This window comes from Candidatus Odyssella thessalonicensis L13 (assembly GCF_000190415.1).
GTDB lineage: Bacteria > Pseudomonadota > Alphaproteobacteria > Paracaedibacterales > Paracaedibacteraceae > Paracaedibacter > Paracaedibacter thessalonicensis.
Map to the genome: position 1 here is coordinate 459,900 of NZ_AEWF01000001.1, position 16,602 is coordinate 476,501.

General features: G+C 40.4%; 15 protein-coding genes. 12 read left to right on the forward strand and 3 right to left on the reverse strand.

The window, feature by feature from the left end:
• Nucleotides 1-180: 180 nt before the first annotated feature.
• From HMO_RS0102265 to HMO_RS0102275, 3 genes are read right to left on the reverse strand one after another with little or no spacing between them, the layout of a single operon-like run.
• The gene (locus tag HMO_RS0102265; protein ID WP_010298213.1) at nt 181-1,431 is read right to left on the reverse strand and encodes an MFS transporter; all 1,251 of its coding nucleotides are present in this window, start codon (nt 1,429-1,431) and stop codon (nt 181-183) included.
• A 17-nt stretch (nt 1,432-1,448) separates the two neighbouring features.
• The gene (locus tag HMO_RS0102270) at nt 1,449-2,177 is read right to left on the reverse strand and encodes a class I SAM-dependent methyltransferase (protein WP_010298216.1); all 729 of its coding nucleotides are present in this window, start codon (nt 2,175-2,177) and stop codon (nt 1,449-1,451) included.
• 25 nt (nt 2,178-2,202) lie between these two features.
• Nucleotides 2,203-3,099, reverse strand: coding sequence for a LysR family transcriptional regulator (locus HMO_RS0102275; RefSeq protein WP_010298218.1), 897 nt, complete (start codon nt 3,097-3,099; stop codon nt 2,203-2,205).
• A gap of 432 nt (nt 3,100-3,531) precedes the next feature.
• On the opposite strand from HMO_RS0102275, the gene HMO_RS0102280 reads away from it, so the two are divergent.
• The 12 genes from HMO_RS0102280 to HMO_RS0102335 all read left to right on the forward strand — a co-directional run bounded on the left by HMO_RS0102280 (nt 3,532) and on the right by HMO_RS0102335 (nt 16,562).
• On the forward strand, nt 3,532-4,218 hold the full coding sequence (locus HMO_RS0102280; RefSeq protein WP_010298220.1) for a hypothetical protein: 687 nt from the start codon (nt 3,532-3,534) through the stop codon (nt 4,216-4,218).
• 93 nt (nt 4,219-4,311) lie between these two features.
• Nucleotides 4,312-4,557: a helix-turn-helix domain-containing protein gene (locus HMO_RS0102285; protein WP_010298222.1), complete on the forward strand. Its 246-nt coding sequence runs from the start codon at nt 4,312-4,314 to the stop codon at nt 4,555-4,557.
• Entirely contained in the window at nt 4,554-5,552 is a 999-nt protein-coding gene (locus HMO_RS0102290) for a response regulator transcription factor (RefSeq protein WP_010298225.1), read from the forward strand. Before HMO_RS0102285 ends, HMO_RS0102290 begins: the two co-directional genes overlap by 4 nt.
• Nucleotides 5,549-6,265, forward strand: a complete 717-nt coding sequence (locus HMO_RS0102295; RefSeq protein ID WP_010298228.1) for a hypothetical protein — start codon at nt 5,549-5,551, stop codon at nt 6,263-6,265. Before HMO_RS0102290 ends, HMO_RS0102295 begins: the two co-directional genes overlap by 4 nt.
• A gap of 227 nt (nt 6,266-6,492) precedes the next feature.
• A complete protein-coding gene (locus HMO_RS0102300; protein WP_010298231.1) occupies nt 6,493-8,727 on the forward strand; it encodes a hypothetical protein in 2,235 nt (744 codons plus the stop codon).
• A 466-nt stretch (nt 8,728-9,193) separates the two neighbouring features.
• Nucleotides 9,194-9,919, forward strand: a complete 726-nt coding sequence (locus tag HMO_RS0102305) for a hypothetical protein (RefSeq protein ID WP_010298234.1) — start codon at nt 9,194-9,196, stop codon at nt 9,917-9,919.
• Between the two features lie 129 nt (nt 9,920-10,048).
• Nucleotides 10,049-10,750, forward strand: coding sequence for a hypothetical protein (locus HMO_RS0102310; RefSeq protein ID WP_010298237.1), 702 nt, complete (start codon nt 10,049-10,051; stop codon nt 10,748-10,750).
• Nucleotides 10,751-10,853: 103 nt separating this feature from the next.
• Complete coding sequence (locus HMO_RS0102315; RefSeq protein WP_010298240.1) at nt 10,854-11,207, forward strand: hypothetical protein; 354 nt, start codon at nt 10,854-10,856, stop codon at nt 11,205-11,207.
• A gap of 450 nt (nt 11,208-11,657) precedes the next feature.
• Nucleotides 11,658-13,664 carry a hypothetical protein gene (locus HMO_RS0102320; protein WP_010298244.1) on the forward strand — a complete coding sequence of 669 codons (2,007 nt, stop codon included), beginning with the start codon at nt 11,658-11,660 and terminating at the stop codon, nt 13,662-13,664.
• A gap of 576 nt (nt 13,665-14,240) precedes the next feature.
• Nucleotides 14,241-14,477: a hypothetical protein gene (locus tag HMO_RS0102325; RefSeq protein WP_010298247.1), complete on the forward strand. Its 237-nt coding sequence runs from the start codon at nt 14,241-14,243 to the stop codon at nt 14,475-14,477.
• A 13-nt stretch (nt 14,478-14,490) separates the two neighbouring features.
• Nucleotides 14,491-15,273 (forward strand): leucine-rich repeat protein, encoded by a 783-nt coding sequence (locus HMO_RS17490; protein ID WP_083821221.1) that lies wholly within the window; start codon nt 14,491-14,493, stop codon nt 15,271-15,273.
• 443 nt (nt 15,274-15,716) lie between these two features.
• On the forward strand, nt 15,717-16,562 hold the full coding sequence (locus tag HMO_RS0102335) for an SPFH domain-containing protein (RefSeq protein ID WP_010298254.1): 846 nt from the start codon (nt 15,717-15,719) through the stop codon (nt 16,560-16,562).
• Nucleotides 16,563-16,602: the final 40 nt, after the last annotated feature.

Consider the following 16,602-nt stretch of genomic DNA (forward strand, 5'->3'; position numbering starts at 1 on the left):
ATATTCCATATGGCTTGTATTTATCTCAAAATATACGCCTTATTAATTTAACACGTCCTTAATAGCACCAAACATTCATTGATTGTTTTCTATTTTTAAGAAAGGTGTGTTCTCATTTCTAGAACACAGACCTACAGTGCTGCTGTTGAATTGTTTCCAACCTAAATTAACCTTGCCACTTTATGCGAATGATTCCCGTTCTTTAGAGAACCGCACGGCGCATATTCCCACGATTGCCATCACAATTATATAAAAAGCAGGCATCATTGACGACCCCGTCCAGCGAATAAGAAGCGAACAAATTAAGGGTGTACTTCCTCCAAATAAGGCAATACCAATATTATATCCAAAGGCCAGACCACTATAACGAATATTTAAAGGAAAAAGCTTTGCTAAGTACGCTGTCATCGGCGCTTGGAACCAAGCAGACAATAAAGCCAGACATATCTGGATTGCCATCGCCTGATAAAAAGAAGTCGCAGAAAGAAGGAGAGAGAATAAAGGATATATACTTAATAATGTCGCCCACGCGCCGGTTAGTTTTACTCGCTTATTTCCATATTTATCAGCCAGGTATCCGAAAAATGGAACCATAAAGATATAGACAACCGTACCAATGCTCATTAACAGAAGAGAATTTGATAGCTGCCACTCCGCATGAGTCGCCAGGAAGACGCTAATATAATAAACAGATAAGTGGTACATTGAACCCGCAAAGGCTGCAATGCCAATTGTAGCTAATATTTGAGGGTATGCTGTCTTTAGGGAATGGAGCAAAGGCGAGGTCGTAAGTCTTTTTTCTTCAACTTGAGAATCCACAGGAGTCTCAATGAGCTGACGCCGCATATACAATCCAATTATCCCCACGACACCGCCCAGCATAAAAGCTATTCTCCAGCTCCAGCTAGGCATTCCAGGTAGCGTAGCAATACTGGAAATACAAGACCCTAATAGTCCACCAATTGCTGTGGAAGAACTGATAAGTGATCCATAAAAACTATTCTTCTGCTGGGTATTCTCTACAACAAATATCCCGGCCCCATTAAATTCTCCGCCTGCACAAAAACCTTGAATAAGCCGTAAAATGATGAGAGTTAAGGAAGCAGTTTTACCAATTTGGGCATAGGTGGGTAAAAAAGCAATCAGTAAAGTGGGAATAGCCATTAAAATGATCGAAAAACTTAAAGCGTATTTACGCCCATATTTGTCACCAAGATGGCCAAAAAAAATGGCCCCTAAAGGCCTCATAAAATACCCGACTCCGTATGTGGCTAAGGTAGCAATAAGAGATATCAATGGATCGGACGCAGGAAAGAATAAGGGAGCTAAGATAGGGCTCAAAAAAACGAATAAGGAGAAATCATAAAACTCGAGAGTGTTTCCCACCATTGAAGCCAAGATAACTTTTTTATTTGACAACTTATTTGCCATTTTATTCTCTTTCTTGTTTAAGATTTAATTGCGATTGCGCCCACGTGCTCTCGTCCATCAAACCTCACATCTAAGGGATAGCGTGAAGAGACAGGCGAATAACCAATACGCTCAATATGAAAGCCTGAATTAACCAGTAATAAAGCTATATCCTCAATGTCGAGCAAGTTCATAAAAGAAGGTAAGTCTTCCGCACGCTCAGGCACCGTATTGGCCATATCCTTTAACAAACCAGGCCACGGTTTATTCTGAGCTCTAGCCGCTAGGTAATGGGGGACAAATTCTTTAAAGTTGCCCATATATGGTGAGGAGACTAAGACAAAGAATTTACCCCCCGGTCTTATCCATTTAAAAATCTTATCTATTGAACTTGGCAAAATTTCTGGGTCTAAGAAATTCAACATTCGTGATGAAAGAACGGCTCCTAGGCTGTTGTCCTCAATTGATAAGGCGTTGGGAAATGCCCCTGGCATCAAAGTCAGATTATTCTGCAGATTTTCAGGAGTATTTTGTAGAACGATGTCTAAGTGATCCTTTGATAAATCATTAGCAATCATAGTGGCTCCCTTTTTTAGGGCAGCAATGGTTGTCTTGCCATATGCTGTTCCTATTTCAAGACACGGATGCGAACATTGCCCGGCAAAATCGATGAAGGCCTCGTTATAAAATTCTGGTTCAGTATTCATATAACCCATCTTATTAAGAGTTACAATCAGCCCGTCTGTTTCTGGGGGAGTATTAATCATTTTATTTCCTTTTTAACTTTATTCATTAGCCCTCGCCATATGCTTTATGAAATCTCGGCACCATAAAATGTTCAAAGGCTTGGACACGCTTTGATTTACTTAGGTAGTCTGGATATATGAGGTAATTATCTAATATAGGAGCTTCAATATGCGTCAGTACAGGGACCAAGTTCATGTCCTTAAGCCCCGGATGCTCCCTAGAGGCTGCCGCGATACCAAAACCTTGCTCTGCTAACATTAGTCTGCCATTTGGGGTATTAATCGTTACATAAGGATTGCGACTCTCATTTCTTTTACATCCTAGGCTTAGATGCCAGTTCATTTGATGGAATCGATGCAGTTCATCTCCTATTCCAATTAAAGCGTGATGCTCTAAATCTTCAGGAGTCTCAGGCGTCCCGTATATTTCTAAATATTGGGGACTTGCATATAATTGAATATGATTCGTAAACAAATGCTTTTGTATGAGTCCTTTTCTTTCAGGAATAGGCGGACATAAAGCCACATTGACGTTTCCATAATCAAAATCGGGCAGTGTATCCATTCCGAAAATGCGTAAATTGATATCAGGATAAAGCTTCATAAATTCCGGTAAAAAGGGTGACAAATAAAAATTCACAATTCCTTGAGTTGCAAATACCCGCAGCTCCCCTTTTGGAGATTTATGCTCCTCTAAGATCTCATTTTCAACTTTTTCTATTCTTGAATAAACTAATTGTGCCATATTTAGAAGAGTCTGCCCTTCCTTTGTCAAAGAAACGCCGGTAGGATTACGATAGAAAAGCATGGTTTTCAATTGATGCTCAAGAAGAGAAATGCTCCGACTGAGCGCGGAGATAGCAATTCCGAGTTCTTCTGAGGCTTTTTTAAAACTTTGATACTTTGCTACATAATAGAATGTCTTTAATCGATTCCATTCCATAAGCTGTAATGGCCCTCCTATTTGCCGTCACTATACTCTAAATAAGAGTATTTATAAACCCTGCGCTGCTATTAGTAGCACTAACCACTGAGTGAGTGTTTTCTATTTTTGTTAACACCTATTATCATCTTTGAAATTTACATTTATAGGATCCGATATTATTCCTAATAATGTGGGTTTATAATATATTTTTTATCTAAAAACCAGAGTTAGTAAAATTTATATATATAGATCTATGACATAATAAATATACTTTACTATTACACTATATTTTTTTGTTTCTGATTGCCGCTTAAGTTCTTTTGAAAAAATAAGGTTAAAAACAACAATATAACAAAGGGTAGGAACCCATAACCTCAGTTCACAGTATAAGCGAGGCGAGAGTATATTGATGTCTGTTTAACGGTATTACTAGGAGAGAGGGTTGTAGACATGGGCAATACTTTAAATTTAAATTTACAGACTGGATTGAAGGCTTACATTAAATGCTGGAAATCAGAAGAATTGCTATTCTCCTATGGGTGCAAAGTAGTAAATACCGCTAAACAGACAGTTTTTCACCTCCATCAACTGGGAACAAATTTATCTATTGAAATGGGCCTAGAAGAACATACTGAGTGTCTTCGATTAAATAGTTTTCTTATTAAAGATAACGAAAGCTTGGAGAGAACTAGTGAGTCCTTGTATGATGCGGCTCTCATTGAACTGGTTTTACAAGCTCTTGATGTTATCTATTTCTGTGCTCATTATGGTAGCAAGCCAGAAGTTGCGTTCTTTTTGACCAAACAAGAAGCTGCCCAACTTGATTTTTATAGCTATCTTTTCTCTGAAATTTCTATCATCAGTACTGCGGAAGGCAGAAGAAAGTTGTTAATTCTGCCTGCGTCAAAATATCATTACGAAGAATTTCTGGATGAGAAAGAGGATATTGAGAGCCAAGTCCAAAGAAGAATGTGGGTACAACAAAAATCTGATCCGCTTATCAGGCAATATTTACAGGTTGCTCGCTCCCACAAAGTCAGCTTCCTAAGTACTCTTTTAGAAAGAAAAGAGAAATTATCTGTATCTGAAAGCAATGTTGTTTCCTTTCCGCGACAATCCTTTTGTTCATTAGCTTAAAGAGCCGATGATTGATGCTGTCTTAAACATAGGACTGAGCCTACCTAGGTTTAGGATTGTTTGCACCTAGATACCTAAAAAGGTGACCTTGTAATGAGTGATAAAGCCTCCTCTATTCTAGAAACTTATATGGGCTTAAAACTTAAAAAAAGCCGAGAAGAATTAAATATTAGGCAATATCCCTTAGCTTCACTAGTGCAAACTGCCAATCACCAGCTTGGTGAGCATGAACTCGGAAAAGATAAGATTCCGCCTCACTGCTTAATTAAGTTATGGCGAATTTTAAGGGTTACCCCTAACTACTTTCTTGATGACAGTGCTCTGGAGATTCTGCAATGACCAACTTCCCTTACTGCCTCTTCCCAACTCAGGTCATTTGTCTAACTAATGATGAAGCTTTTCTTGATGAGTTACATTCTCATAACCCTCAGCATACGAACACTTGGCATCTTATCACAGAGCCGCAAGCAGCCCTGAATTTCTTAAATTCGTCGAGCAAATCTAAAATTTTATTTGATCGGGTTCTCGAGAGTTGTGAACCCTTCTTAGATTATAATAGTGCCGGCTATCTTTATGAAGAGATTTATAATTTAGACCGATTTCAAACAATCTCTTGTGTGCTGATTGATGAGCAAGTTCAAGGGGTAAGTGGACTTGATATCTGCCGTCAGATCACAGATCCCAACATTCAAAAGATCTTCCTTAACAGCACCTTAGAAGCGGAAACTGTTATAAATGCCTTCAATCACGGATGGATAAATTATTGCCTTCCTAGGAAAAGTTCTAATTTTCGAGATCATTTACAGCAAGTTATCAAACAAGCAGTATATAAATACTTTGAGAAAGTAACTGAAAAACATATGGAATCTTTACTTAAGCAATGGTTTCTAGACTCTCAGGAGATTTCTGCTTTAAAAGAGCCCTGTTTTAAAGATTATCTGAGTTCTCTGCTAAAAAAACACAATATTCAAGAATACTATCCCCTCGATTTAATGGGGAGCTTCTTACTGCTTGACATTCACGGACAAGTAAGTGCCTTATTAGCGTTTACAGATAATTCTCTGGCTCATCATATGCAAGATGCGCGATCAGCGCTTGAGAAAGAGCTAGATTTATGGGAGAGAGTTAGCCCGAACATCTTACCCTCATCTTTTTGTATACCTGCCCTTTATCATCCGATTTTTCATGATTTAGAGCCTTTTGTAGTGCCTGTCTATTCTCAAAGTTTTGGGCAACAGCATTACAATCTCGCCCTTGTCTCTCAGATTGGAAATCCGACTCCTTCTCTGAGAGACTTGGAAGTTCTTCACTTACAAGAAAGGAATCAAGAATGAAGAAACTTATCACTAGCTTATTATTATCTACAACACTTAGTCAAGCGCAAGCCCTTGATACCAATACTGCTTGGAAAGCACCCAACGTTTGGTCTCTCCCAAGACTCGAGCAAGAAAATCCTGAATTCCGAGCTGCCAAAGAGCAAGGGTTTACTGTTGTTAATGAGACGCCTGCCTTATCAAAGACAGACAATACAACAGTAACCGTGCAAGAGTTGCCTTCAGCCAATCAAGCTGAAGAAGTACCCTCAGCTTCTAGCGGCATAATCTCCGCAATCAAATTAGGCGCTGCCGGTGCTGGCTTAGCCGTTACCTATATGTATGGTCCCGCTGCACTTTTATGGGGAACCTATTATGGGGCTTCTTATGCTTTAAATGTGATGGGTATAAGTGGTCTCACTGGTATTGCTGCGGCAACGAAATTGGGCATGATGGTGTCTCAATCCACCGCCGCACAAATGACTCTTGCAGCAACGGGAGGCTATATCGCCCAGTATGGAGCCGAGGCGGTGATTAAAGCTGGAAAATTGTCATTAGCTGGGGGCAAATATACGGCATCCAGCACTTGGTCGTTGGGCAATGCTGCTTATAATTACTTCTGGGGCAGTTCTTCTCCAAAGAAGGTACAGCAGGATGAATCTGTTGAGATGAGACGCAATCGTCATCTTACAGCTGTCAAAAATCGCTTAAATAAAGCAGCGACAGCGGCCTAATCCCCCTCTGTAGAAACTCTCTCATGAGAATTTCTCTCCATAGAAGGGAAAACAGATAAATCGCTAATTTCCCCACGCTCTCGGTACCAAAATTCTAGTTAGGAAATTGAAATCCGCCTTCCCTTTTAATCTAAGATTCTCAAAACCGTATCTTTTGTTAGAAACTTTAACCTTGATGAAGAGTATCATTATAAGAATACTCTCAAATAAAATAAGGGGGAATAGATATGAATAAATTATTAAATAAATTTAAGAGAGCTGCTTTTCTTTGTGTCTCCTTAACAACTGTTAGTCTAGCGATGGAACGGCCAGAGCCTGTCTGCCCAATCGTGAACGAAAACCAATTATTTGAAATGCTATTTCAAGCACGCGATAATCAACAGCCTCAGGGCCTAAACATTTACCAAGAGCTCCCTTCCGGAGGAGAATGGAGATTGGAAGATCTAGGTTTAACGCGGGAGGAAGTGCTTCAAAAGTTAGACTCAGACAGAAAAACCCATTACGACGTTAATTACCTGATTGCAGATATAGAAGAATTAAAGTTCTCAGAGCTTCTAGTTCTAAGTCCGGCTTTGGCAAATTATGCTAAGCAGATCCGAGACCAGGAATTCCATAAAGAGAATCCAGCTCCTCTATCTTATACATGGAGTGACGATCACTTTGAATTAAAGTACCCTTTTCCAGGCATTACTGGTAGAAGATATACGAATCTTTTTGATCGTGCTAATCATGAAAAAAAAGACACTCTTAGATCTAACTTGCTCAAAGCTGCATTAAGAGTTGGACTACCCCCTTTAAATCTCAAATTTGCTTTAACTCCTAAGCTTGAAACTGGCAAAAGGGTGCGCATCGAGCTTCCGAAATTAGATGAGCCCACTCTTAGCGGGGGCACGCCACCTACTCCATCTCATCAGCAAGACAGGCTAGAGGGTGCCCACGAAGGTCCCGAAATTACTAAGCAGAGGCCAGCAGAAGAAGCGCATCAACCCCCTAAGGAGGAAATAAAGCAATTACGAAAAGAAGGAGAACGCTTAACTCAAAATGCCGTAGAAGAAATTAAAGAAGAAAGCAAACGGCTGCTAGAAAAAGGAATCAAAGCAATAAGAGAAATCAGGGAAAAAACAGCAAAAGGACTCGCTGAAGAGATAGAAGAGTTGAAAGTACAGCTAAATTCGGAAACGGAACTGTTGACTCATGAGGAGCTGGCACTTCAACATGATGAGAAAGTGGAGCCTCAAGACAAAGCCGAAGAAAAGCAGCTGGCTGAGAAAGAAGCTTGGCTTGCGAAAGAAGAGCTCAGACTTAAGGTGGAAGAAGCTCGTCTTATAGACGAAGAACGTAAACTTAAGAAAGAAGAAGCTCGTCTTATCGAAGTAGAACATAAAATCACAGAAAAAGAAGCTCACCTTGCTATTGAACAAGCCCGCGAGCAACAAGAAGAAGAGCAACAAGCTCGGGAAGCAGAACGGGCGCGTCAGGAAACCCTTGCCCTGCAAGCCCGCGAAGAACAAGAGCGCCTTCGTAAAGCTGAAGAAGACCTACGAGCTGCTCAGGAAGCAGAGCGTATTCGTCAGGCGACTCTTGCCCAACAAGTCCGCGAAGAAAACGAGCGTCGTCGTAAAGCTGAAGAAGACCAACGGGCTGCTCAGGAAGCAGAGCGGGCTCGGCAGGCGACCCTTGCTCAACAAGCCCGAGAACAAGAGCGCCATCGTAAAGCTGAAGAAGACCTACGAGCTGCTCAGGAAGCAGAGCGTATTCGTCAGGCGACTCTTGCCCAACAAGTCCGCGAAGAAAACGAGCGTCGTCGTAAAGCTGAAGAAGACCAACGAGCTGCTCAGGAAGCAGAACGGGTGCGTCAAGAGACTCTCGTCCAGCAAGTCCGCGCCGAAGACGAGCGTCGTCGTAAAGCTGAAGAAGACCAACGAGCTGCTCAGGAAGCAGAACGGGTGCGTCAAGAGACTCTCGTCCAGCAAGTCCGAGAAGAAGAGCGTCATCGTAAAGCTGAAGAAGACCAACGGGCTGCTCAGGAAGCAGAACGGATCCGCCAGGCGGCCCTTGCCCAGCAAGTCCGAGAAGAAGAGCGTCATCGTAAAGCTGAAGAAGACCTACGAGCTGCTCAGGAAGCAGAACGGATCCGCCAGGCGGCCCTTGCCCAGCAAGTCCGAGAAGAAGAGCGTCATCGTAAAGCTGAAGAAGACCAACGAGCTGCTCAGGAAGCGGAGCGTATCCGCCAGGCGGCCCTTGTCCAGCAAGCCCGCGCAGAAGAAGAGCGTCATCGTAAAGCTGAAGAAGACCAACGAGCTGCTCAGGAAGCAGAACGGATCCGCCAAGAGACTCTCGCCCAGCAAGCCCATGAAGCGCATGAAAGTCTAGGAGCAGTAGGAGCAATACAGCTTAATATGCACTCAACTGATAATGATAGACGGCAAGTTTTGTCATCTATTTTTTTAAGAAGAGGTTAAGTATTCTTCAAATTATGGGTAGTAGTTTATACAGTAGCCACGCTTTGCTTTCTACTACTATCCCAGTAGATCCTTGTAAATTTTCAGAGAATTTATAACGTTAATAATAAACAAACTAACAAAGCAACACAGATATATAACAAATTAGTAAAATTTTATTCAAATTCATTATTAATACCAGAACTTTATTGTAATAATACAGAAATTATTTATTAGACAAATTGCAACAATTGATACATATTGTTTTCCGGAGCATGGAATCAGTGTGGAATTTGTTAGCGTTATTAATGCCCTAACGCTTCTCATCATCAATACATGGTTAGGTCTTTTCTAGCGTAGCTCAATAACAGTGGCTTACAATAGAAGGCTTGCACCGGGGGAGTTTGATGAGTCTCTATAGAATTGATTCTTAATGCTGAAGCTTTGATAGGTATAAAGTTTGATAATTAATAATAGGAGCTTATAGATGAGGAAAATTTACCTTACCTCTGCTTTACTAATGTCTCAGGTATGCAGTATGGATATACCTCAGCAAGAATTTAGAGGAAATTGGACAGAAACCTTTCAAACTACCATAGGACCAATTATTCATACGCCAAACCATGTACAGTATGCTTACATGACAGGGGGAAGAGGAATTAGATTGGCTACCCCTAATGTGAATGGCGTACCCCTCCGTGATGCTTTAGACGTACAGACAAATTCTACGCGCGAAGAATTTACTGAAGCGCTTATGAGGGCGGGTATTTATGGTAATCCTGGGGATTATGAAAGGATTGTGCAGCAAAGAGAAGCAGCTCAACGTCAAGAAGCACAGCAAAGAAATGAGGACCTATTAAATCTGCTGCAAAGCGCCCTGCAAGAAGCTGTCACTGAAAGAGCCGCAGAGACTTCTAGCGATTCTGAAGATGAACAATCTGAAGGCGAAGAGGAAGTCAATCTAGGTGATTTTGAAGAACTTAGGCAAGGGCTGGATGAAATTGTAGAAGAACTTCAGCATCAACAGCAGAACAATCTTGCCGTAGAACTCCAACGGCCAGAAATTAATCGTCTTGCTGCGGAAGCTGCAGAACGGCGACGTCAGGGGGCGGCTCCCGCTCTCACAGTACAGCCGGTGACAGTGCTAAATTCGAATTCAGCTAATGAAGACAGACAGGGCCGGGTTTCAGGGTGGTCATTAAGAAGGCGCTAAAGAGCAGTTGCTAGAAATGAAACTTAAATATGGAAATCTTTGTTCTTATAGGAGTTTTCGTAACTTACAGAGAATGCTTAAAGATTTTCATAAACCAAACATACAAAATTTAAATTAAAGAGGATTATTATGCATAAATTCTATAAAACAGTGTTTGCTTTAGGTATCGCATTTGGAGCAGCAAATGCTAAAGGTCTACAAGGGTTTTATGTGGGCGCTGATTTAGGAACAAGCTATTCAAGTGCTGAACTAGATTTAAATGATGGCCCATCCACAAACATACATAGCACAACAAAGAATAATATTGCGCAACCAAATCTTGGATTATCTTTCGGATATGATCATGTGTTCACTAATTCTATGCTTTTAGGCCTAGAGTTTTTTGGAGATTATAGTTTTGGCGGTAGCAAAGAAATTGCCAAAATGAACGTTGACATACTAGCTGCAAAAATTAAAGGTTCACGTAAAGGCCTAGGATTAGGAATATTAGCGAAGATTGGAGCTAAGATTGGTCAGACGACAATCATGTATATTGGCGGCGGGTTTAAATCTATAAAGCATACCTTAACCTATGAGGATGAGGTTGCTCCACTCAAATTTAATTTTGGAAAGCGGATGGTAAGACCACTAGTCCAAGTTGGCTTACAAGGTCTATTCGGAAACAGTGATCAGTTTGGCTGGAGAGCCACTTATAGCTATGTACCTGGAAAGAACCTTACAGTAAAAGACTTCCCAAGATTTGGTCAAGCTTACCTAGGCAGCACGGATAGATCAATCAATGTGAAGGCTAATGAGCATTCAGCTAAGCTTGGTGTTTTCTATCGTATCTAATTAAAGCGCATCAGCTAACGCTTAAAGCAGCGTTGAAAGTGAGGGAAATGATCTAAGGATCACTTCCCTTTTTTATTGCTGCATAAAGATAAGGACGCATAAGATGAAGTACAAATTGCGAAATACCATTACTGAGATGAAGATCGAGCAAAGGATTGTTAACTTGACGAGGTATTTCCATTCTCACTTTAATAAAGAGAAGATTATCAAGTTAATAGAGACTCACATTCCAGAAATAAAGTCACTTTACGTTCTACAATGGATTGATTATGGACAAGGGGATAACCAATACCTTTTATTCATTAATAAAGAATGGCTTGTAAATATTGAACTTGATGACGATGAAGAAGAGCCTCTTTTACTCTTAATTGATAAGATAGGCGCCCCTTCTGAAGCAGGACTGGATGCTCTTATAGCACTGGAACTAGAAAAAACAGGAGCTTATTTTCTCTTATAAAGTTATTACCTATCCCTCTGTTAAGAATGGAAAAGGATGGGAAAAATTCCTGTTACTTCATAGTAAAACTCATAGCAATCGGGCCCAATTTACACCTTCTCTTAATCCCTCAAGAATTCCCTTAGCCCTAATTGAAATGAAGAAAACGTACACCGAGCGCAGGGAAAGACTTTTCTTTAACCTTGACTCTGCAGGCTTTAAAAGAAAAGAGAGTCAGTCGCGCAATGACATGCATCGCACTAATTATTGGTTAACCGGATCTAAAATCCTCATAATTTATAAGTGACCATTTTTTAATTGGAAACCTTAATATTTAGTCCCTATATATAGCTTAAGATTTGTGTAGAGAAGATAGCGTAAGGGCACCTAGTCCAAAAAATCTTACTCTTTATTAAACACATAGTAGAGCTTATATGCAGCTCTATAGAAAACAATAAGAGGAAAATAATAATGATAAAAACTATGCTTGTTTTGAAAAATAGTATCTGCCTTTTAGCACTTACCTCATCTCTGTCTCTATGCTACGCAGCTGATTTTACTGATCCTTGTGAAAATGAAGAGAAGCATCCAACCAAAATAAGGCGCCGAGAAAGTGATGTGCCTACCACAGCCCTAACTTCTTTACCAGAAACTAATGTGTCTTTGCTAGATAGAGGTAGATCCTCTGTCCCTGCTGTTGGTGATGACAGAAAAAGGAAGAGAGATATAAAGAAAGAGAAGGAAGCTGAGGGGATTGAAGTGTTAATGTCACTACAAGAAGCGACTATTCAGCAGCATCCGACCGCAATCAACCCTTTAGCAGAACTCTTGGTAGCAGCAACTCCCATTAAGGATGAACCAGAAGATAATGAAGCAGAACAACAGATGCCTTCAATCTCTTCACCACCCCTAGGAGAAGAATTTTTTCAGCAAGCAACGCCTTCCCAAATACTAGATGGGTTACTTTCTCGAAATAAGACTTATGAAGATTTTAGAGAAGCGCTTGAAAACGCAAGCCTCCCCTATGAAAAGCGTGCTCAAATAAAATTATCGCTAGCTTATGAACGCATTGCTAATAAGATTGAAATTGTTGATGATACGACAGCCTATCATCTTTTAGAACAACTAAGCCAAGATCGTTTTCTCTCTCCTTACACGCGGGCTTATGCAGATTTGTATAGAGGCATGATGGGCACTACGAAAAGAGCACCCGAATTAGCCAATGATCAAGCGTATCAACTTCTCCTTCAAGCAAGCCAAGATCAACGTCTCTCTGCTCCAGATCGTGCCGTTGCTGATCTTTATAGAGGTGTGATGGGGGCAACGAAAAGAGCACCCGCATTAACCAATGATCAAGCTTATCAACTTCTCCTTCAAGCAAGCCAAAATCAGCTTCTCTCTGCTCAAGATCGTGCCGTTGCTGATCTTTATAGAGGTGTGATGGGGGTTAAAAGAATGGCACCAGAATTAACGAATGAGCAAATTTATGAGATTTTACTCCAAGCAAGCGAACAACAAATTTTAGATAATGAGAAACGTGCTATTGCAAATTATTATAGATCTGTAATGGGATTGAGAGGAAGAACGTCAAAATTAACGGATGCCCAAACTGAAGAGCTTTTCTCTCAAGTAAGCAAAGATCAGTCTTTACCTGCTTTAAAGCGCGCTCGTGCAGATTATTATAGAGGTGTGATAGAAATTCAGAGGAAGGCCGCCAGATTAACGGCTGCTCAAATCATGGAGCTGCGCTCTCAAGTCAATGAGGAGCAGTTCTTATTCGCTTTGCAGCGCGCTGAGGCAGGTTATTATAAAGGCATGATGAGAGCCGAAGGAATGCTAGGATTAACGGATGACCAAGCTTACCAACTTCTTCTTCAAGCGAGTGAGCAAAATCTTCTAAATGAAGAAAAACGCGCCATTGCCAATTATTATAGAGGGGTAATGGGAGCTCAGGAAAGAGTGCCAGCACTAACGGATGCGGACACTTATGCTCTTCTCCTTCAAGCAAGCCAAGAACCACTTTTAGATGCGGTGAAGCACGCTATTGCGAATTATTATAGAGCTGTGAGGGCAGTTCAAGGAAGAGCCCCCACATTAACGAATGCTGAAATCTATACTCTTTTCCTTCATGCAAGCCAAGACCAAGCCTTAGATGAGGAAAAGTGTGCTATTGCAAATTATTATCGAGGCGTGATGAGAGCTGAGAGAAGGACGTTAGAATTAACCGATAATCAAGCATATCAGCTTTTGGCTCAAGTCAGTGAGAATGTTAAATTCGCAAAAGAAATCCGTCATAATGCTCTAATTCTTAAAATTAAAATGAAGTTAGACGGTCGTATAGAGATTAATGATGAGATGAAAATCATCGATGATGAAAAAGATATTTCATCTCTTACTTCTTTTATCGCAGACAGCTCTATGAATAGAGCACAAAGAATTCAAGCAAGCGAGCTATTAACTGCGCTTTTAAGAAATTAAGTTATGGGGCTAGAACCCCTATCTAAATTAGGGTGTACAGTAATCAGAGCCACACAATCTAATTCTAAATAATTTGGTCAATGATAATATCAGATGATACTATCAAGATTATGAATGTACGCCTCCTTTTAAAATAAACCCTCTAATTTTAAAGCTCTGTCAGGGTTTTAGTCGAGAATTAGGCCTAATCATAGGTCGTCAGCTAGCAGATACTCCTCTTCCTTTAAGACGATCAGATAATATTAAAAGTATTCAGACCTCTTTAGCAATTGAGAGAAATACCCTCTCTCTTGATCAAGTAACCGGCCTTATAGAATGTTTTAGAATCCAACTCTGCATAACTTTACAGTAGCGTTGATAAGATCAAATAATTATCGCCTTCAAATCTTATAAGAAGCTACCATGGCCTTGCTAAAGGTGATCCATTCTTTGTCATCCCCTCTTCTTTTCTCCTTTGCTAATTTTTGATTTAGTTGAGTGGTACTCCTATTGCATTACTTATCCCTCGAAGTTTACGCTTAAAATATAAAGTTCATATCCTTAGACAGGGGAAAATTTTGAAAACTGAATACGACCATGGAAGTGTTTAAGATTTTATTTATGTGCTCTCCCTGGGCAATGATCTCCCCCGATAATGAGGTTCACGATCCTGATCGGCTTACTCTTCTCGATCTTCCGACCGAGATTCTCGCCAGTATTGCCGCTTCTTCTGATGCTGACGCAAAGTTAGCTCTGAGAGAAACCTGTTTTCTCACCAAAGCGTGCGTCGATGACTTTTATCTATTAAATTTGAAGAAAAACTTTTGCCAGTAACACCTGCACTTCCATCGGAAATAATTTTCTCCCCAATTGTCGCAACCTTACTTCTATTGATACGCGCGAACTATCTAATGTTACTTCTATTGGAAATAGATTCCTACGTTATTGCAAAAAGCTTGTTTCTATAGATATCCAAGGACTATCGAATATCGTATCCATTGGAAATGGTTTCCTTGAGGGGTGTGGCAGTCTTGCATCTTTTGATACCAAAGAACTATCCAATGTCAGATCGATTAGAAATGGTTTTCTGTCGAATTGCTCCAACCTTACCTCTATAGATACGCGCGGACTGTCCAATGTCATTTACATTGAAAGTGATTTTCTTTCCAACTGTGACAAGCTTATCTTTATAGATACGCGCGGGCTATCCAATGTCACTTTCATTGGAAATGATTTTCTCCAAATGTGCAATAATCTTGTATCTTTTGATACTCAAGGATTGTCCAATGTCGATTTTATTGGAAATGGTTTTCTTTCCTACTGCGACAACCTTACTTCTATAGATACTCAAGGACTATCGAATGTTGCTTCTATTGGAAATGGCTTTCTCCAGGGGTGCAGTAATCTTGTATCTTTTGATACTCAAGGATTGTCCAATGTCGCTTCCATTGGAAGTGATTTCTTCTCCTATTGCATAAATCTTACTTCATTAGATGCCCGGGGACTGGCTAATATCACTTTAATAGGAGATTATTTCCTCTATAATTGTAAAAACCTTACTTTTATAGATACGCGCGGGTTGCCGCCCAGAGCACTTATTCTTCTTACCTCTAAAAAGTGTTGTTGCTGATCAGGTGCATAATGACAATGTATATAAAATGCCCGCATAGGGTGTAGGCCTGAATGCGGACATTATTGTAAGAAAAGTATAATAAGTTCTGGACATATACTCAGCTTATTTACGAAGAGATATTATTCTAGCTTTAAGGAAATACTCTATCCCTTCTTGGCAGACGCCAGATAGGTAATAAAGCTCGAGGTTTCTAGCGGGCCTAGAATAAAAATGCGCCTCTATAAAAAGCTTCTTTCAAGCCTTCAACCGCCCTGTCGGTGTCGCTGATGCTGAAGAAGCATTCAATATAACCTGGCCTCAGAAGCTATGTTACAAGATAGCGGCTCTCTTTTTTAGCTTCCGTAAATACCACAAATAAAGTTAAAAAGTTAGCCGTTTTCTGAAACGATAGCCTATAATTTTTAAAGTTATAATCGTTATAAATTAAATGGAGAAATTAAATGATAGCGCCTCAGTTGAAAGCCTTTAACGGCTTTATCAGCGTTCTAATCGCAATTAGTTCAATAGTGTTTTTGGTAGCCGTTATGCCGCAAAGTATAGCCTTTTTTACGGTACTATCTATCATTTTGATGATCATAAGTCTGCTCTGTGGAAGCAATGTAATTCAGCCTAATCAAGGTCGCATTTTCTTATTTTTTGGTAAATACATCGGAAGCTTAAATACCCCTGGATTTTTCTGGGTTTGCCCTTTATTTACTTCTAAGTCGATAAGTTTACGCGTCAAAGCTTCTCACAGTGCTCAGCTAAAAATGAATGATAAGAAGGGAAATCCAATAGAAATTGCAGCAATATTGGTTTGGCATGTCAATGACCCTTATAAGGCGCTATTGCAGGTTGAGGATCATGAATCGTATGTTACCACCCAAATAGAGTCAGCGCTACGGCATCTAGCTTCCCATTACCCCTATGAGAATGCTGAAGAAGAATCTAAATCGTTACGCTGTGGAGGTGAACTGATAACTAAGGAATTCCAAACTGAGCTCGAAGCAAGGATGGAACTTGCAGGCATTAAGGTCGTAGAAGCCAGAATAAGTCATCTTGCTTATGCTCCTGAAATTGCAGGTGCTATGCTACAAAAGCAACAAGCAGAGGCAATGATCGCTGCACGAGAAAAAATTGTCGAAGGAGCGATTGGCATGGTTAGATCTGCCCTTACCTCTTTAGATACTCAGGAACTTTCTTATTTTTCTGAAGGGCAAAAGGCCTCTCTTGTCTCCAATCTGCTGGTGACTTTGTGTAGTGATAGAGGCGCCTCACCTGTTATCAATATCAGCTCTGATAGCTAACAAGACTCCGCTTTTTTTGCTATGCCCATGCTTTAATTAA